The sequence below is a fragment of the Ectopseudomonas guguanensis genome (assembly GCF_900104265.1).
Lineage (GTDB): Bacteria > Pseudomonadota > Gammaproteobacteria > Pseudomonadales > Pseudomonadaceae > Aquipseudomonas > Aquipseudomonas guguanensis.
The window spans coordinates 77,867-94,229 of record NZ_FNJJ01000011.1 but is presented as its reverse complement, the minus strand read 5'-3'; the positions used below and the strand labels follow the sequence as shown (position 1 = coordinate 94,229).

19 protein-coding genes are annotated in these 16,363 nt (G+C 63.3%); 13 read left to right on the top strand and 6 right to left on the bottom strand.

Annotated elements, in window-relative coordinates; all coding sequences use genetic code 11:
* Positions 1-3 precede the first annotated feature (3 nt).
* Positions 4-747: a siderophore-iron reductase FhuF gene (gene fhuF, locus BLS61_RS16590; RefSeq protein ID WP_090432688.1), complete on the top strand. Its 744-nt coding sequence runs from the start codon at positions 4-6 to the stop codon at positions 745-747.
* A gap of 10 nt (positions 748-757) precedes the next feature.
* On the opposite strand, the gene BLS61_RS16585 is transcribed toward fhuF, so the two are convergent.
* Both BLS61_RS16585 and sstT read right to left on the bottom strand, forming a co-directional pair.
* On the bottom strand, positions 758-1,525 hold the full coding sequence (locus BLS61_RS16585) for an ATP-binding cassette domain-containing protein (protein ID WP_090432685.1): 768 nt from the start codon (positions 1,523-1,525) through the stop codon (positions 758-760).
* 156 nt (positions 1,526-1,681) lie between these two features.
* Positions 1,682-2,905, bottom strand: a complete 1,224-nt coding sequence (gene sstT / locus BLS61_RS16580; protein WP_090432683.1) for a serine/threonine transporter SstT — start codon at positions 2,903-2,905, stop codon at positions 1,682-1,684.
* A 167-nt stretch (positions 2,906-3,072) separates the two neighbouring features.
* Here sstT and BLS61_RS23515 point away from each other — a divergent pair, with 167 nt between their 5' ends.
* A complete protein-coding gene (locus tag BLS61_RS23515) occupies positions 3,073-3,297 on the top strand; it encodes a hypothetical protein (RefSeq protein WP_096826195.1) in 225 nt (74 codons plus the stop codon).
* A gap of 124 nt (positions 3,298-3,421) precedes the next feature.
* The gene (locus BLS61_RS16575; RefSeq protein ID WP_090432681.1) at positions 3,422-4,738 is read left to right on the top strand and encodes an MFS transporter; all 1,317 of its coding nucleotides are present in this window, start codon (positions 3,422-3,424) and stop codon (positions 4,736-4,738) included.
* 19 nt (positions 4,739-4,757) lie between these two features.
* On the opposite strand, the gene BLS61_RS16570 is transcribed toward BLS61_RS16575, so the two are convergent.
* From BLS61_RS16570 to flgA, 4 genes are all read right to left on the bottom strand, one after another.
* Positions 4,758-5,507, bottom strand: coding sequence for a flagellar brake protein (locus BLS61_RS16570; RefSeq protein WP_090432679.1), 750 nt, complete (start codon positions 5,505-5,507; stop codon positions 4,758-4,760).
* Between the two features lie 93 nt (positions 5,508-5,600).
* Positions 5,601-6,068: a flagella synthesis protein FlgN gene (locus BLS61_RS16565; RefSeq protein ID WP_090432678.1), complete on the bottom strand. Its 468-nt coding sequence runs from the start codon at positions 6,066-6,068 to the stop codon at positions 5,601-5,603.
* A 50-nt stretch (positions 6,069-6,118) separates the two neighbouring features.
* On the bottom strand, positions 6,119-6,454 hold the full coding sequence (gene flgM, locus BLS61_RS16560) for a flagellar biosynthesis anti-sigma factor FlgM (protein ID WP_090432676.1): 336 nt from the start codon (positions 6,452-6,454) through the stop codon (positions 6,119-6,121).
* A 135-nt stretch (positions 6,455-6,589) separates the two neighbouring features.
* Entirely contained in the window at positions 6,590-7,348 is a 759-nt protein-coding gene (gene flgA / locus BLS61_RS16555) for a flagellar basal body P-ring formation chaperone FlgA (RefSeq protein ID WP_090432674.1), read from the bottom strand.
* Positions 7,349-7,426: 78 nt separating this feature from the next.
* Here flgA and BLS61_RS16550 point away from each other — a divergent pair, with 78 nt between their 5' ends.
* From BLS61_RS16550 to BLS61_RS16505, 10 genes are all read left to right on the top strand, one after another.
* Positions 7,427-8,359, top strand: coding sequence for a chemotaxis protein CheV (locus BLS61_RS16550; protein ID WP_090432672.1), 933 nt, complete (start codon positions 7,427-7,429; stop codon positions 8,357-8,359).
* A 44-nt stretch (positions 8,360-8,403) separates the two neighbouring features.
* Entirely contained in the window at positions 8,404-9,231 is an 828-nt protein-coding gene (gene cheR, locus BLS61_RS16545) for a protein-glutamate O-methyltransferase CheR (protein WP_090432670.1), read from the top strand.
* A 322-nt stretch (positions 9,232-9,553) separates the two neighbouring features.
* Positions 9,554-9,961: a flagellar basal body rod protein FlgB gene (gene flgB, locus BLS61_RS16540; protein ID WP_090432668.1), complete on the top strand. Its 408-nt coding sequence runs from the start codon at positions 9,554-9,556 to the stop codon at positions 9,959-9,961.
* Positions 9,962-9,972: 11 nt separating this feature from the next.
* A complete protein-coding gene (gene flgC / locus BLS61_RS16535) occupies positions 9,973-10,416 on the top strand; it encodes a flagellar basal body rod protein FlgC (RefSeq protein ID WP_090432666.1) in 444 nt (147 codons plus the stop codon).
* 19 nt (positions 10,417-10,435) lie between these two features.
* Positions 10,436-11,101: a flagellar hook assembly protein FlgD gene (flgD, locus tag BLS61_RS16530; protein ID WP_090432664.1), complete on the top strand. Its 666-nt coding sequence runs from the start codon at positions 10,436-10,438 to the stop codon at positions 11,099-11,101.
* 36 nt (positions 11,102-11,137) lie between these two features.
* Positions 11,138-12,454: a flagellar hook protein FlgE gene (gene flgE / locus BLS61_RS16525; protein WP_090432662.1), complete on the top strand. Its 1,317-nt coding sequence runs from the start codon at positions 11,138-11,140 to the stop codon at positions 12,452-12,454.
* 212 nt (positions 12,455-12,666) lie between these two features.
* The gene (locus tag BLS61_RS16520; RefSeq protein ID WP_090432660.1) at positions 12,667-13,407 is read left to right on the top strand and encodes a flagellar basal body rod protein FlgF; all 741 of its coding nucleotides are present in this window, start codon (positions 12,667-12,669) and stop codon (positions 13,405-13,407) included.
* A gap of 46 nt (positions 13,408-13,453) precedes the next feature.
* Positions 13,454-14,239, top strand: coding sequence for a flagellar basal-body rod protein FlgG (flgG, locus tag BLS61_RS16515; RefSeq protein WP_024307671.1), 786 nt, complete (start codon positions 13,454-13,456; stop codon positions 14,237-14,239).
* Between the two features lie 40 nt (positions 14,240-14,279).
* A complete protein-coding gene (flgH, locus tag BLS61_RS16510) occupies positions 14,280-15,002 on the top strand; it encodes a flagellar basal body L-ring protein FlgH (protein ID WP_090432658.1) in 723 nt (240 codons plus the stop codon).
* A 286-nt stretch (positions 15,003-15,288) separates the two neighbouring features.
* Complete coding sequence (locus BLS61_RS16505) at positions 15,289-16,356, top strand: flagellar basal body P-ring protein FlgI (RefSeq protein WP_244157972.1); 1,068 nt, start codon at positions 15,289-15,291, stop codon at positions 16,354-16,356.
* Positions 16,357-16,363: the final 7 nt, after the last annotated feature.

The window sequence follows — 16,363 nt, the reverse complement described above, 5'->3', positions numbered from 1 at the left end:
AGGGTGATTGAGGCACTGGCGCCGCTGTTCATCGGCGATTTCTCCTCGTACCGGGACACCCTGGTGCTGCACGATGACCCAAGGCCCTCGGTGCCGCTGCGCGAGCTGCTCAGCGCCGAAGGGCTGCCGGCGCTGCTGGCGCGCTTCGGTGAGGCATATCCGGGTGGTGACCGCCGCGCGCTGCTGTCGCAGTGGTCGAAGTACTATTTCGTGCGCCTGATCCCGCCGGTGGTGGCTGCCGCGCTGGTGCTGAACCGGCGCCTGCCGCTAAACCTCGATGACATCGAGTTGGTGCTCGATGAGCAGCATCTGCCACAGGCGTTCAAGCTGCGCGATGCAGGCGAGCCGTTCACCCCTGGCGATCCCTTCGAGCGTTTCGCCCATCTCCAGTACGATCATCTGGCTCCCTTGATCCAGGCCTTCACCGCGCAGGTGAAGATCGCGCCCAAGGTGCTCTGGAGCAATGCCGGCAACTATTTCGAGTGGATTCTGACGGCGCTGGGCAAGGTGCTGCCGGCGCCACTGCTGGCTGATGGTTTCAGCCTCTTGCAGGCGGCCCAGCAGCCTGACGGGCGGCGCAATCCGCTGTATCAGCCGGTGCGTTATGTCGAGCTGCAGGGCGCTGCGTTGCCGTGGCGGCAGCGGCGGGTGTGCTGTATTCGCTATCTGCTGCCCGAACTCGAACTGTGCGAGAACTGCCCGCTACTCGACGAGCCCCCGGCGCAGGCGTCCGGTTCGGCCTCCTGAGACGTGCCGGTCAGTGCAGGTAGCTGATCGGCGAGCCGTCCACCGGATTGGCCATCACCCCCATGGGCACGCCGTAGATGCGCTCCAGGGTTTCGCCGTGCATCAGCTCGGCCGGACTGCCCTGCGCCAGCAGGCGCCCGCTGTGCAGGGCCAGCAGGTGATCACAATAGCGTGCAGCCATGTTGATGTCGTGCAGCACCACCAGCACGCCGAGTCCCAGCTCGCGGCTGAGGTCGTGAACCCGTGAGAGGACTTCCACCTGGTGGGCGATGTCCAGCGCCGAGGTGGGTTCGTCGAGCAGCAGGTAGCGTGTGTTCTGCGCCAGCAGCATGGCCAGCCAGACGCGCTGGCGCTCACCACCGGACAGATGATCCACCAGGCGCTCGGCAAACATGCCGGTGTCGGTCAGGTCCAGGGCGCGCTCGATGTGCGCGCGGTCTTCACTGCCCAGACGGCCAAGGGCGCCATGCCAGGGATAGCGGCCAAAACCCACCAGCTCGCGTACGCTCAGCCCCTCGGTCGGCGGCAACTGCTGCGGCAGGTAGGCCACCTGCCGGGCGAAGTCGCGCTGCCCCCACGCCGGTAACGGCTTGCCGTCGAGCAGGATCTGGCCGCCGCTGGGCGACTGCTGGCGGGCGAGCAATTTGATCAGGGTGGACTTGCCCGAACCGTTGTGGCCGATCAGGCCGACCATGCGTCCGGCATCGATGTGCAGGTTCAGGGGATGCAGCAGGGTGCGTTCAGGAATGCTGAAACTGACGCTTTGCAATTCGAACATGAAGCCGTCCGCGGTCGGTGTGCGAAGGGCGTCAATCTAATTCAAACGCTAATCGTTATCAATTTCGTGGCGTTCTGCCGCGTCCCGATCCATAGGGTGCGCTGTGCGCACCACTTGGCGGATGGAGGGCTCGCCTGAAGGACGAGCCCCTGGGATTCAGGCCTGACGCTGGTCCTCTGCCATGCACGCGGCAGCGGTGAACAGGGCGTCGGTGGAGGAGTTCAGCGCGGTCTCCGCCGAGTCCTGAACGATGCCGATGATGAAACCGATGGCCACCACCTGCATGGCGACGTCGTTGGGGATGCCGAACAGGCTGCAGGCCAGCGGGATCAGCAGCAGCGAGCCACCGGCCACGCCCGAGGCGCCGCAGGCGCTGATCGAGGCCAGCACGCTCAGCAGCAGGGCGGTGGGCAGGTCGACGGCGATGCCCAGGGTATGCACCGCGGCCATGGTCAGTACGGTGATGGTGATCGCCGCGCCGGCCATGTTGATGGTGGCGCCCAGCGGGATGGACACCGAATAGGTTTCCTCGTGCAGGCCCAGGCGCTGGCACAGCTGCAGGTTGACCGGGATGTTGGCGGCCGAGCTGCGGGTGAAGAAGGCGGTGATGCCGCTCTCGCGCAGGCAGGTGAACACCAGCGGGTAGGGGTTGCGACGCAGCTTCCAGTAGACCAGCGCCGGGTTGATCAGCAGCGCTACCAGCAGCATGCAGCCGACCAGCACCACCAGCAGGTGCAGGTAGCCGAGCAGGGCGTCGAAGCCCGACTCGGCCAGGGTCGCGGCGACCAGGCCGAAGATGCCCAGCGGCGCCAGGCGAATCACCAGCTTGACGATGGCGGTCACGCCGTTGGCCAGATCGCCGAGCAGCTGTTTGCTGCCGGCGCTGGCATGACGGAAGGCGAAGCCGAGGCCGATGGCCCAGGCCAGGATGCCGATGAAATTGCCGCGCAGCAGGGCGTTGACCGGGTTGTCGACCACATTCAGCAACAGGGTCTTGAGCACCTCGCCGATGCCGCCGGGGGGCGTCAGCTCGGCCGCCTGACTGCTCAGCACCAGCGATGACGGGAAGGCGAAGCTGGCAACGACCGCCACCAGCGCGGCGCTGAAGGTGCCGATCAGGTACATCAGCAGGATCGGGCGGATATGGGTCTGCTGGCCGTGCTGATGGTTGGCGATGGACGACATCACCAGGATGAACACCAGTACCGGAGCGACTGCCTTGAGCGCCGAGACGAACACGTTGCCGATGAAACCGACGGACAGCGCAGCCTGCGGGGCGATAACGGCAAGGGCGATACCTGCGAGCAGGCCGATGATGATCTGCGTCACCAGGCTGGTGCGGTTGAGAAGCTGCAGGGCAGGGTGGAGGGCTTGGGACATCGCGTGTTCTCTGGTTGCTGGGCGCGTTGCAAGAGGCGTCGTGCCTGGTTCGAGAGGTTTTTCGGCAGTACCTTCGACGGTCAGCCGAAAAAATAGCGCGCGACTCTAGCACAGCCCCGCCGCGCTTCGGGAAGGCTGGAGGCATCTGGGCGACAGGGTGCAAGCCGGTGTCGCATCTCGGTAAGCTTTCCGGTTCGGGCGTTGCGCCGGCTGCACCGAGCCTCTGCGTCGGGCTGCGCAGGCTGGAACGCCACCTGCCATCCAGTGTTACGGCTCAGGGTGAGCTGCTCGAGGAATTGACGCTACCCTGTACCATGCACCCTGCCAGTGAACGTCTGAAACGCAGCGAGCTGGCAGTCGAACTGTTCGGCGCGCAATTCATCGAAGGATAAATCGCCAGCGAGCCCCGTAGCTGACCGGCTTCCGGGATCGATTGGCGCTGTGCAAGCGTCGCGTTGCGGCTGGCCAAGCCTGACGCCATTCATCGTCACCGCGTACAAGGAGCTTTACCCGCCAATGCGACTGATCTGGAAGTCATTCCGCTCGCTGTATTTCGCCACCCTGCTGATGCTGCTCGGCTCAGGTCTGCTCAGCACCTACCTGGCGCTGCGCCTGGCCGATACGGTGGATGGCCTGTGGGTGGGCGCACTGATGGCCGCCAACTATTTCGGCCTGGTGCTGGGCGGCAAGCTCGGCCATCGCCTGATCGGCCGGGTAGGGCACATCCGGGCCTACGTGGCCTGTGCCGGTGTGGTGACGGCAGCGGTGCTGGGCCACGGTCTGGTGGAGTGGCTGCCGTTCTGGCTGTTCCTGCGCATGCTGGTGGGCCTGGGCATGATGTGCCAGTACATGGTGATCGAGAGCTGGCTCAACGAGCAGGCCGAAGCCAGGCAGCGCGGCCTGGTGTTCAGCGGCTACATGGCCGCTTCCTACCTTGGGCTGATTCTCGGCCAGCTGACGCTGGTGGTGCATCCGACGCTGGGGCTGGAGCTGCTGATGCTGGTGGCGCTGTGTTTTGCCCTGTGCCTGGTGCCCGTGGCCCTGACCCGGCGTCTGCACCCGGCGCCCCTGCATCCGGCGCCGCTGGAGCTGCGCTTTTTCCTGCGGCGCGTGCCGCTGTCGCTGACCACCATTTCGGTGGCCGGCCTGCTGATCGGCTCGTTCTACGGCCTGGCGCCGCTTTATGCCACGCGCATGGGGCTGTCCACGGAAGAGGTGGGTCTGTTCATGGGTAGCTGCATCCTGGCTGGCCTGCTGGTGCAGTGGCCCCTGGGCTGGCTGTCGGATCGTCATGATCGCGTGCGGCTGATTCGCGGCTGTGCGGTGTTGCTGCTGCTGGCGGCCCTGCCGTTGGCTGCCTTGCCAGAGGTGTTTCTCAGCCTGTTGATCGCGGTCGGCTTCCTGGTCAGCCTGATGCAATTCAGCCTCTACCCGCTGGCGGTGGCCCTGGCCAATGACCACGTGGAGCCGGAGCGCCGCGTGTCATTGACCGCCATGCTGCTGGTCACCTTCGGGGTGGGGGCGTGCATCGGGCCGCTGCTGGCCGGCGTGCTGATGCGCTTCTACGGCGCCAACATGCTGTACGTGTTCGTCTGCGTCTGCGCGCTGATCCTGGTCTGGCGCATTCGCCCGGAAGTGGTGACGCATCTGCACCAGGTCGACGACGCGCCGCTGCACCATATGGCCATGCCCGGTAACGTCGCCAGTTCGCCTCTGGTGGCGGCGCTCGATCCTCGCGTGGATGAGCAGACCGTGCAGGAGCAGATGCAGGAACCTGCCGCCGCCGCTGCGGCAGCCGCCGAGGAAGATCAGGAGAAAGCCGCAGCCCGTTAGGGCTGTCGGCTGGGTTGGTCTAGAAGGGGCCGTCGCTCTCGGTGCGGCGCGCCTCACGCTGCAGCTGATAGACGAAACGCTCGACCTGGCGCTGCTCCAGGCCGTTCATGCGGTGAAAGCGAGTGCCGACGAAGGTCATGTCGACCTTGTCCTCATACTGCACGTGACGCAGCTCAACGGCGCAGGTCATGTTGCCAAAGGGCAGATGGATGCTAAGACGTTCGTGTACCTGACCGTTGCTCAACTGCTGGCTGAGGTTGCCGGCAAAGCGCAGTTTGCAGCCGGTGGCGGAGATATCCAGCATGTGGCCGAGTAGTGGCTCGCGCAGCTTGTCGCCATTGAGCACCACCTTGACCAGGTCACTCTGCTTCAGCTGGGCGCGGAAGGCACTGCGGCGCTGATGATAGATCACCTCGTTGGGCAGTGGCGCCCAGTAGCAGGGCGCGCCGTCGAGCTCGCCGAGCTGCACGTCGTGGTCACAGGTCCAGGCGACCCGCACGCCCTCGCGAAACGCCTCGACGTTGAAGGTTTCACCCTGCTTGAGAAAGCGTTCGCCGTCGTTCGGGATGACCTCATCCAGCGCTACGCGGGCACGGTCCTTGTCGATTTCGACGAGGTAACTTTGAAAACGCTGGCCACGGTCCTTGAACTGGATGATCAGGGGGTCGTGGTTTTGCTGCAATTGGCGCAGGGTGGCAATGATCTCGACGGATGTCTTGAGGAGCCTGGGCGGTTGAGGACCGCTCTCGTCGTTGAACGCGCTGGACACAGTTCGGAACTCTCCGAGTCATGGACTACATCGGCACCAGCATACTGGCAGAGTGCCTGCATGTCCCTGTGCTTTTTCTTTTTGATGCGGGGCTCAGGCCTGGCTGAGCGGCCGTTGCTGCGCGATTCTAGCGGCAGAGCCACGGCTGTCATAGAGGCCGGGCGTTTCGCCGCCACGCAGGATGCCGAGGACGCTGCCGACCGAGGCCTGGCTGGCGCGAATCAGCCGGCCATTGCGCAGGTTGGCCTGCTGGCAACGCTGCAACAGCGCGGCAAGCTCTTCGCTGCGAGCGAGCAACTGATCACCCAGCGAGGATTTGCCTGCCAGTGCGCCAAGGCCTTCGCGATCGGCGCTGAGGCCGGCGCATTGCAGCAGGCGGCTGCGCTCGTTGCCATGCTGCTGGAGCAGGGCAAGCAGGGGCTGTTTTTCGTTGAGCAGGCTGTCGAGGCGAGGCAGATCGCGTTCGGTGAGTGCCTGGAATTCGTTATCGATCAGCTCAAGCAATTGCTCGGCGGTGCCGATATCGGAGGTGAACAGGTCAAGCAGGGCTGTGTCGTGCATGGCGGGCTCTTGGGGGTCGGGCGTCCAACACCCCCAGCGCAGCCCTGGGACTAGCGCTGGGATTCGAAGTCGAGCAGTTTCTGGGCGACGCGCTTGCTGTCGACCTGGTAGCTGCCGTCGGCGATGGCCTGTTTCAGCTGGGCCACACGCTCCTTGTTGACGATGGGCTGATCGCGCAGCTTGTCGCCGATTGCCTGCAACTGTTGTGCCTCACGGCTCAGTTGCACGGGTTCGCCACTCTTGGCGTTGGTCTGTTCATCGGTACCGGTGACAGGCGCCTTGTTCGGCTGTGCCGACTCATTGCGATTGCCGGCCTGAGTCGCGCCAGTACGCCCCGCGTTGGCGGGCGTGTTGGCATTGTTCAGCCGGTTGAAGTCGATGACCATGATGCAGAACCTCGGACGATATGGTGGACGCTTGCCAGGCTTTTCGGCCGCTGCCGGGAAAACTTTAGGACTAATTTCATCGCGTCTTTCAACAGTGTAGGAAATCGTCGGACCTTTGCGCTACAAGAAACATGCCTACATGGACACTTCCACCTGGCCGGGTCCGACGACACGGGCTCGAACCACGCGCTGCGAGCGCAGGTTGCGAACGTTGATCTGTTCCCCCGGAGCCCCGTCTGTCAGGGCCTCACCGGGCATGCGGACATTGACCGTGGAGCCGCGAGCACTGATGACCACCTGATCGCCACGGCGTATCACCTCGGCGATCTGCAGGTGGCTGGGCGCCAGAACCTGATCGCCGCCCAGTTGCCGCGTCAATTTCTTGCCAATGGCCTGCGACGGGTCCGTCAGGAAGTTTTGACCCAATGGGCCTACGTCGCGTTCCACCATACTCAGATCCGTGGCCTTGACCACGCTCATGCGTTTGAGAGGGCGAGTCAGCACGACGACCGGGCGATACAGGCGTACTTCGGCCGGGACGAACACCGTCCAGGGTGTGCTGCCGTCGCACCGCACGCGCGTGGTGACGCGGCCCAGTGGCTGCGCCGGGCTTTCCAGCGCGGTGCTCAGCGCCTGGTCGCACAGCGGCAGACGCAACCGTGGGTCGAGACGATTGACGCGAATCTCATGGCGGCCCTGAATTTCGCTACGCTGTAGATATTCAGTGGTCGCCTGCTCAAGAAAGGCCTCGGTGGCGCCGATAAGTTGTTCGGTACTGGTGAAGGTTGCCGCCGCCGTACTGCTGTAGCCGCTCAACGGCAAAGCGAGTAAAACGGGCAAAGGGGCAAGGCACTTTGCCAGTAGCTGACGGAATGATGACGTTCTAGGCTTCATGAACGATGTAAAGCAAGCCCCGTGCCGCCTGCTAGGCTGCTAGGGGTAGGCGTTACCCATACGATAAGGAGTCCGGGCATGGCCGGGTTGATGGATTCGGTTAACCAGCGCACGCAGCTGGTGGGGCAGAACCGTTTGGAGTTGTTGTTGTTCCGCCTGGAAGGCCCACAGCTTTACGGCATCAACGTATTCAAGGTGAAGGAGGTGCTGCAGTGCCCCAATCTCACCATCATGCCCAAATCCAGCCGGGTGGTAAGGGGCGTGGCCAACATTCGCGGGGGCACCATTCCGATTCTGGATCTGTCCATCGCCACCGGGCGTGCGCCGCTGGAAGACATCAAGACCAGCTTCGTCATCATCACCGAATACAACACCAAGGTTCAGGGCTTTCTGGTGCGTTCGGTGGAGCGCATCGTCAACATGAACTGGGAAGAGATCCATCCGCCACCCAAGGGGACCGGGCGCGATCATTACCTGACCGCCGTCACGCGGCTCGACCAGCAGCTGGTCGAAATCATCGACGTGGAGAAGATTCTCGCCGAGGTGGCGCCCACCTCCGAAGTGATCTCCGCGGGTGTGATCGATGATCAGGTCCAGAGTCAGGCGGTGACCAAGCACGTGCTGATCGTCGATGACTCCTCGGTGGCGCGCAAGCAGGTGTCGCGCTGCCTGCAGACGGTGGGTGTGGAGGTGACCGCCCTGAACGACGGGCGCGAGGCGCTCAATTATCTGAAGAAGATGGCGGACGAAGGTCGCCATCCCGACAGGGAATTGCTCATGCTGATTTCCGACATCGAGATGCCGGAAATGGACGGGTACACCCTGACAACGGAGATACGTAACGATCCACGCATGCAGAAGCTGCACATACTCCTGCATACTTCGCTCTCCGGTGTGTTCAACCAGGCGATGGTGAAGAAGGTCGGTGCCGATGACTTCCTTGCCAAGTTCAAGCCAGATGACCTGGCGGCGCGCGTGGTCGATCGCATTCGTGTATCGGATGGGGGCTGAGGGAACGTCCTTCGGTAAACGTTATGGTTGGAGAGGCGGCACTAGTGTCTTCAGGTAATTTGGATTTCGAGCAGTTCCGGACTTTCCTGGAAAAGGCCTGCGGTATTCTGCTTGGCAGCAACAAGCAGTATCTGGTCTCCAGCCGTCTGAACAAGCTGATGGAACAGAACGGCATCAAGACCCTGGGCGAGCTGGTGCAGCGCATGCAAAGCCAGCCGCGTGGCGGCCTGCGCGAGCAGGTGGTGGATGCCATGACTACCAACGAAACCCTGTGGTTTCGTGACACCTATCCCTTCGAGGTGCTCAAGAATCGGGTGCTGCCGGAGCTGATCAAGGCTTATCCGTCCCAGCGCCTGCGCATCTGGTCGGCAGCCTGCTCGTCCGGGCAGGAGCCGTACTCGCTGTCGATGTCCATCGACGAGTTCGAGCGCACCAACCTCGGCCAGCTCAAGGCCGGTGTGCAGATCGTGGCCACCGACCTGTCGCCTTCGATGCTGGCCAACTGCAAGTCCGGCGAGTACGACAGCCTGGCCATGGGGCGCGGTCTGTCGCAGGAGCGTCTGCAGCGCTATTTCGACCCCAGGGGGCCGGGGCGCTGGCAGGTCAAGGCGCCGATCAAGAGCCGTGTGGAGTTCCGTCCGCTCAACCTGCTCGACAGCTATGCAGCCCTGGGCAAGTTCGACATCGTGTTCTGCCGCAACGTGCTGATCTATTTCTCTGCCGAGGTGAAGAAGGACATCCTCACGCGCATCCACGCCACGCTCAAGCCGGGTGGCTATCTGTTCCTGGGTGCTTCCGAGGCGCTCAACGGCCTGCCGGAGAAGTACCAGATGGTGCAGTGCAGCCCGGGGATCATCTACAAGGCGAAATAGCGGCACGTACCATGATCGGTGACAAGCGGGAGGCCTCAGGGCCTCCCGTTTTCGTTTGCGTTGCGCCGGGTAGGGTGTGCCGTGCGCACCAATGGTTATGCGATTTCCGCTGGTGCGCGCGGCGCACCCTACGGGCGGCAAGGCGGCAAAGTGGCGTTGCCGCTCGTGGGGGAAAAGCGGAAAGCGCTTGCCGCTTGCCGCTCGGTTGGCAATTGATTTATTCGTAACTCGTTGAAAATAAAGAATAAATTAAATTGGCACAGCCTTTGCTGAATGTCTGGCAGGAAAGACCAGACAGCCCAAGCGGCAAAGGTTGCAGAACATGAGCATCAACTTCGGCAAGGCACTCGGCATCCATGAGCAGGCCCTCGGCTTTCGCGCTCAGCGCGCCGAGGTGCTGGCGAACAATATCGCCAACGCCGACACCCCGAACTACAAGGCGCGCGATCTGGATTTCGCCAGCGTGCTGGCCGAGCAGAACAATCGGATGCAGCGTGGCGGTGTTTCTCTGAACCGTACCGACAGCCGCCATATCCCGGCGGAGGGCGTCAAGAGCGGCGAAGCCGAGCTGCCGTATCGTACGCCGTTCCATGCCTCGCTGGATCAGAACACCGTCGACCTGCAGATCGAGCAGTCGAACTACGCAGAGAACGCCGTGCAGTTCCAGGCCAGCTTCACCTTCCTCAACAGCAAGTTCAAAGGGCTGACCAACGCCCTGCGCGGCGAATAAGGAGCGCGACCATGTCCCTTGCCAGTGTCTTCAACATCGCCGGAACCGGCATGAGCGCCCAGAGCACTCGCCTGAACACCATTTCCAGCAACATCGCCAACGCCGAGACCGTGTCCTCGAGCCTGGATCAGACCTACCGCGCGCGCCACCCGGTGTTCGCCACCGTGTTCCAGCAGGCGCAGGGCAGTGACCGCGGTTCGCTGTTCGCCGAGCAGGACGAAGCCGGCCGTGGCGTTCAGGTGCTGGGCGTGATCGAGGATCAGAGCAGTCTGATGCCGCGCTACGAGCCGGACCATCCGATGGCCAACGCCGATGGTTACGTCTACTACCCGAACGTCAACGTGGTCGAGGAAATGGCCGACATGATCTCTGCCAGTCGTGCCTTCCAGACCAACGTGGAAATGATGAACACCGCCAAACAGATGCTGCAGCGCGTGCTGACCCTGGGTCAGTAAGGTAGCGAGGAGACTAGGGATGAGCACAGTAAGCGGCGCGAGTTCGGTACTCGACCAGTACGAGATAAAACAGAACACCCGGCAGAACAAGGACCTCGGCAAGAACGAGTTCCTCAACCTGCTGGTGGCGCAGTTGAACAACCAGAACCCGCTGGAGCCCCAGGGCAACGGCGAGTTCATCGCCCAGCTGGCGCAGTTCAGTCAGGTCGAGGGCATCGAGAAGCTCAACAAGAGCATGGAGTCGATGCTCTCGTCCTATCAGTCGTCGCAGGCGTTGCAGGCTTCTTCGCTGGTTGGTCGCAAGGTGATCGTGCCGACCGAGAAGGCGGTGGTCGACACCAGCCAGAGCTTCAGGGCCAGCGCCGTGCTGCCGGTGAGCAGCAGCAACGTCTATGTGAACGTCTATGACAGTGCCGGCGCGGTGGTGTCGCGCATCAACCTGGGTGAACAGGCTGCCGGCAACGTCAGCTTCATCTGGGATGGCAAGGACTCCAGCGGCAACCTGATGCCGCCAGGCACCTACAAGTTCGAGGCCCAGGCCTCCTACGGTACCGAGACCAAAGGTCTGTACACAATGCTGCCGGCCAACGTCGACAGCGTCACCTTGGGTGGCAGCGAGTTGATGCTCAACCTGGCAGGGCTGGGCAGCGTTCCGCTTTCGCAAGTGCAAGTCATCGGCCAATAACTATTGCCGCCGGCAGTTCCGGCAAAGGAGTTCTCCATGTCGTTCAATATTGGTCTGAGTGGTCTGCGCGCCGCGACCAAGGACCTCAACGTCACCGGCAACAACATCGCCAACGCCGGTACTGCGGGTTTCAAACAGTCGCGCGCCGAGTTCGCCGATGTCTATGCCGCGTCCGTGCTCGGTTCCGGTTCCAACCCGCAGGGCAGTGGTGTGCTGCTGGGCGATATTTCGCAGTTGTTCAACCAGGGCAACATCAACTACACGCAGAACGCGCTGGACCTGGCGATCAACGGCAACGGCTTCTTCGTCACCAGCAACAACGGCGAGATCAGCTACACCCGCGCCGGCTACTTCGGTACGGACCGCGACGGTTTCATGGTCAACAACTTCGGCTATCGCCTGCAGGGCTATACGGTCGACGCCAATGGCAACCTGCAGAACGGTGTGGTCAGCGACCTGCGTATCCAGACGTCGAACCAGGAGCCGCGTGCCACCGCCAACCTGGCCCAGACCTTCAACCTCAACTCCAACAACGTGGTACCGACCACCGTACCCTTCGATCCGACCGATCCGACCTCCTACAATTCGTCGACATCGACCAACATCTATGACACGCAGGGCAACTCCCACGTGTTCACCCAGTACTTCGTCAAGACCGGGCCCAACAACTGGACCATGAACGTGCTGATCGACGGGCGCAACCCGGACGATCCGACGCTGACCACTCCCTCGAGCGTCAATCTGCAGTTCACCACTGCCGGCCAGCTGGACATACCGGCGTTGGTCGGCTCCACGCCCACCGGCTTCACCGTGGCGGCCGACGGCACCATCAGCCTGAGCACCTGGGTGCCGGCTGCGCCGGACAACTCGGTGCCCCCGGTATGGAGCCCGAACGGGGCCACTGCCAATGCGGCCGGGATCACCATCGATGTGCGCCAGTCCACCCAGTTCGCCAGCTCGTTCGCGGTCAACCGGGTCAGCCAGGATGGCTATACCACCGGCCAGCTGGCGGGTCTGGAAATCGACGACACCGGGGTGATCTTCGCGCGCTACACCAACGGCCAGTCCAAGGTGCAGGGCCAGGTGGTACTGGCCAACTTCGCCAACGTGCAGGGCCTCACGCCGGTAGGCAAGACTGCCTGGGTGCAGTCCTTCCAGTCCGGCGAGCCGGTGGTCGGTACGCCGCGTGCCGGTACCCTGGGGGCTCTGCAATCCGGGGCGCTGGAAGACTCCAACGTCGAGCTGTCCGACCAGCTGGTGAACCTGATCGTGGCCCAGCGCAACTACCAGGCCAACGCCAAGACCATCGAAACCGAAAGCGCCATCACCCAGACCATCATCAACCTGCGTTGATGAGGTCGGGCTCGGCTGAAGCGGCAAGCCTGGCTTGCCGCTTTGCCGTTCCAAGGCCGGCAAAACCTCGCCGCCGGCAGCCTTCTCTGTTTCTCAATACTCAATAAATTTCTTTCAAATCAACATCTTGTGATTGATTTTCGAGTCTGGCACGGCGCTTGCTGTAGAGCATGCAAAGAGCCAAGGGCACGTCGCCCACTCGGAGAATCACCATGGACAAGATGCTGTACGTCGCCATGACCGGAGCGCAGAACAACACCCTGGGTCTGCGCGCCCACGCCAACAACCTGGCGAACGTTTCCACCTCGGGTTTTCGTCGTGATTTCGAACAGGCGCGTTCCATGCCGCTGTTCGGCGAAACCTATCCGGCACGCGTGTTCGCCATGAGCGAGCGACCGGCCACCGATTTTCGTCCTGGCTCGCTGCAGGAAACCGGTCGCGACCTCGATGTCGCCGTTGGCGGCAAGGGCTGGATCGCCGTGCAGGCGCCTGATGGCAGCGAGGCCTATGTGCGTACGGCCAGCCTGAATATCGATGCGCTCGGGGTGCTGCGCACCGGCAACGGTTTGCCGGTGATGGGCAACGCCGGGCCGATCGCCGTGCCGCCGGAGCAGAAGGTGGAGATCGGTCAGGACGGCACCATCAGCATCCGTGCCCTTGGCGAAAATCCCAACGTGCTGGCCGAGGTCGATCGCATCAAGCTGGTCAACCCCGATCCCAGGAGCCTGGAGAAGGGCAGCGACGGCCTGATCCGCGTCAAGGGTCAGGCCGAGGTGGAGGCCGATGCCACTGTGCAGGTGACCTCGGGCTTCCTCGAGGCGAGCAACGTCAATGCCGTCGAAGAGATGACCGCGATCCTGTCCCTGTCCCGCCAGTTCGAACTGTCGGTGAAGATGATGCGCACCGCCGAGGACAACTCGTCGGCCATGGCGCGGGTTTTGCAGATTAGCTAATTACCAGCACGCGGCGCCGTAAAACCGGCACCCGAGGAGAAACGATATGCTTCCGGCACTGTGGGTCAGCAAGACCGGTCTGTCCGCCCAGGACATGAACCTGACCACCATTTCCAACAACCTGGCCAACGTCGCGACCACCGGCTTCAAGCGTGATCGCGCCGAGTTCGAGGACCTGCTGTACCAGATCCGTCGTCAGCCGGGTGGCCAGTCCAGCCAGGACAGCGAACTGCCGTCCGGCCTGCAGCTGGGTACCGGTGTGCGCGTGGTCGGCACGCAGAAGATATTCACCGCCGGCAGCCTGCAGACCACCGAGCAGCCGCTGGACATGGCGGTCAATGGTCGTGGTTTCTTCCAGATCCTGCAGCCTGACGGCACCGTTTCCTACACCCGCGACGGCAGCTTCCACCTCAATTCCGATGGCCAGATCGTCACCTCGCAGGGCTTCGCCCTGGAGCCTGCGATCGTGCTGCCGAACGAGGTGCGCACCTTCACCGTCGGCGAGGACGGTACCGTCTCGGTGACCACCGCCGGCAACCCGCAGCCGCAGATCATCGGCAACATCCAGCTGGCCGATTTCGTCAACCCGGCCGGTCTGGAAGCCATCGGCAACAACCTGTTCCTCGAAACCGGCTCCAGTGGTGCGCCGCAGGTGGGCAACCCGGGCCTCAATGGCCTCGGCACCACCCTGCAGAACACTCTGGAGAACTCCAACGTCAGCGTGGTGGAAGAGCTGGTGAACATGATCACCACCCAGCGCGCCTACGAAATGAACTCCAAGGTGATTTCCACCGCCGATCAGATGCTGTCCTTCGTGACGCAGAACCTCTGATTTCTTTTGACTCTGTTGTGAACGCCGCGAGGTAGTGGTTATGAACCGGCAAATTCTCTGTTTCCCCCTGTTGGCTGGCCTGCTGCTCAGCAGCGGCTGCATGGCGCCGACAGCCAAGCCGGACGATCCCTATTACGCGCCGGTGCTGCCGCGTACGCCGCTGCCGGCCGCGCAGAACAACGGCTCGATCTACCAGGCCGGTTTCGAGAACGGTCTGTACGACGACCGCAAGGCCTTCCGGGTCGGTGACATCATCACCATCACTCTCAACGAGCGCACCCAGGCCAGCAAGAACGCCAACAGCAATATCCAGAAGAACAGCAGCGCCAGTCTCGGCGCACCGAACCTGTTCGGTATGGCGGTCACTCCGGACAACCCCCTGCGCAGCCTCGGCGCGCTAGGCATGACCAACAACAACCTGAGCCTGGAAGCCAGCTGGGATGCCGAGCGTGCGGCCACCGGCTCCGGCCAGGCGGGGCAGAGCAATAGCCTGTCCGGTTCGATCACCGTGACCGTCGCCGAAGTGTTGCCCAACGGCATCCTCGCCGTGCGTGGCGAGAAGTGGATGACCCTCAATACCGGCGATGAGCTGGTGCGTATCTCCGGTCTGGTGCGTGCCGACGATATCGCCACCGACAACACCGTCGCCTCCACCCGGGTGGCCGATGCGCGCATCACCTATTCCGGCACCGGCGCCTTCGCCGATGCCAGTCAGCCCGGGTGGCTGAGCCGCTTCTTCCTCAGCCCCAAGTGGCCGTTCTGATCGCGGGGTGCTGTCGATGAAAACCTGGCTGACTCAATCTCCCGCTGCACTGCTCGATCGCCTGTCCCACTGGTACATGCAGGTCACGGGCAGCGGCTCGGCGCGCAAGGCCTTCGCCGCGACATCGCCCAGCGGGCGCGGCGCGCGAGTGCAGGGTTTCAAGGCTGCCGGCCGGTCTGCATCCATGCAGGGCGGCGCATGCCGCCGCCAGTTCGCGGTTGCCCATCGTGGTTATCGCCATCGCGGCGCCAACGACTGGCTGCTGCTGGCGACCCTGTTGGCGTGCATGTTCCTGAGCCTGCCGACCCAGGCCGAGCGCCTGAAGGATCTGGCCTCGATCCAGGGCGTGCGCAGCAACCAGCTGATCGGTTACGGCCTGGTGGTCGGCCTCAACGGCAGCGGCGACCAGACCACGCAGACGCCGTTCACCGTGCAGACCTTCAACAACATGCTGGCGCAGTTCGGCATCAAGGTGCCGCCGGGCGGCAACGTGCAGCTGAAGAACGTCGCGGCGGTATCGGTGCATGCCGAACTGCCGCCCTTCGCCAAGCCGGGGCAGACCATCGACATCACCATTTCCTCGATCGGCAATGCCAAGAGCCTGCGTGGCGGCAGCCTGCTGATGACCCCGCTCAAGGGCATCGACGGCAACGTCTACGCCATCGCCCAGGGCAACCTGGTGGTCGGCGGCTTCGATGCCAGCGGCGCCGATGGCTCGCGCATCACCGTCAACGTTCCGTCCGCCGGGCGCATTCCCGGTGGCGCCACGGTGGAACGCCCGGTGCCGAGCGGCTTCGATCAGGGCAACTACCTGACCCTGAATCTCAATCGTCCCGACTTCACCACGGCGAAGAATATCGTCGACCAGATCAACGACCTGCTCGGTCCTGGCGTCGCTCAGGCCATCGATGGCGGTTCGATCCGCGTCAGCGCGCCGCTCGATCCCAATCAGCGCGTCGACTACCTGTCGATTCTGGAGAACCTGCAGGTCGAGGCCGGCAAGGCGGTGGCCAAGGTCATCATCAACTCGCGTACCGGCACCATCGTCATCGGCCAGGACGTCAAGGTGCAGCCGGCCGCCGTCACTCACGGCAGCCTGACCGTGACCATCACCGAAGACCCCATCGTCAGCCAGCCCGAGGCACTGTCCGGTGGGCAGACCGCAGTAGTGCCGCGCTCGCGCGTGGGCGCCGAGGAAGAGGCCAAGCCGATGTTCAAGTTCGGCCCCGGTACCAGCCTCGACGAGATCGTGCGTGCGGTCAACCAGGTGGGCGCTGCCCCTTCCGACCTCATGGCCATCCTGGAGGCGCTCAAGCAAGCCGGCGCGCTTCAGGCCGACCTGATCGTGATCTAAAGGACAC

What these genes read in the sequence shown, in the direction of transcription:
- flgG (WP_024307671.1), top strand. Translation starts at nt 13,454, where the DNA reads ATGCTTCCGGCACTGTGGGTCAGCAAGACCGGTCTGTCCGCCCAGGAC.
- BLS61_RS16505 (WP_244157972.1), top strand. Translation starts at nt 15,289, where the DNA reads ATGTTCCTGAGCCTGCCGACCCAGGCCGAGCGCCTGAAGGATCTGGCC.
- BLS61_RS16520 (WP_090432660.1), top strand. Translation starts at nt 12,667, where the DNA reads ATGGACAAGATGCTGTACGTCGCCATGACCGGAGCGCAGAACAACACC.
- flgE (WP_090432662.1), top strand. Translation starts at nt 11,138, where the DNA reads ATGTCGTTCAATATTGGTCTGAGTGGTCTGCGCGCCGCGACCAAGGAC.
- flgB (WP_090432668.1), top strand. Translation starts at nt 9,554, where the DNA reads ATGAGCATCAACTTCGGCAAGGCACTCGGCATCCATGAGCAGGCCCTC.
- flgD (WP_090432664.1), top strand. Translation starts at nt 10,436, where the DNA reads ATGAGCACAGTAAGCGGCGCGAGTTCGGTACTCGACCAGTACGAGATA.
- BLS61_RS16565 (WP_090432678.1), bottom strand. Translation starts at nt 6,068, where the DNA reads ATGCACGACACAGCCCTGCTTGACCTGTTCACCTCCGATATCGGCACC.
- BLS61_RS16585 (WP_090432685.1), bottom strand. Translation starts at nt 1,525, where the DNA reads ATGTTCGAATTGCAAAGCGTCAGTTTCAGCATTCCTGAACGCACCCTG.
- flgC (WP_090432666.1), top strand. Translation starts at nt 9,973, where the DNA reads ATGTCCCTTGCCAGTGTCTTCAACATCGCCGGAACCGGCATGAGCGCC.
- BLS61_RS16550 (WP_090432672.1), top strand. Translation starts at nt 7,427, where the DNA reads ATGGCCGGGTTGATGGATTCGGTTAACCAGCGCACGCAGCTGGTGGGG.
- flgM (WP_090432676.1), bottom strand. Translation starts at nt 6,454, where the DNA reads ATGGTCATCGACTTCAACCGGCTGAACAATGCCAACACGCCCGCCAAC.
- BLS61_RS16575 (WP_090432681.1), top strand. Translation starts at nt 3,422, where the DNA reads ATGCGACTGATCTGGAAGTCATTCCGCTCGCTGTATTTCGCCACCCTG.
- flgA (WP_090432674.1), bottom strand. Translation starts at nt 7,348, where the DNA reads ATGAAGCCTAGAACGTCATCATTCCGTCAGCTACTGGCAAAGTGCCTT.
- flgH (WP_090432658.1), top strand. Translation starts at nt 14,280, where the DNA reads ATGAACCGGCAAATTCTCTGTTTCCCCCTGTTGGCTGGCCTGCTGCTC.
- sstT (WP_090432683.1), bottom strand. Translation starts at nt 2,905, where the DNA reads ATGTCCCAAGCCCTCCACCCTGCCCTGCAGCTTCTCAACCGCACCAGC.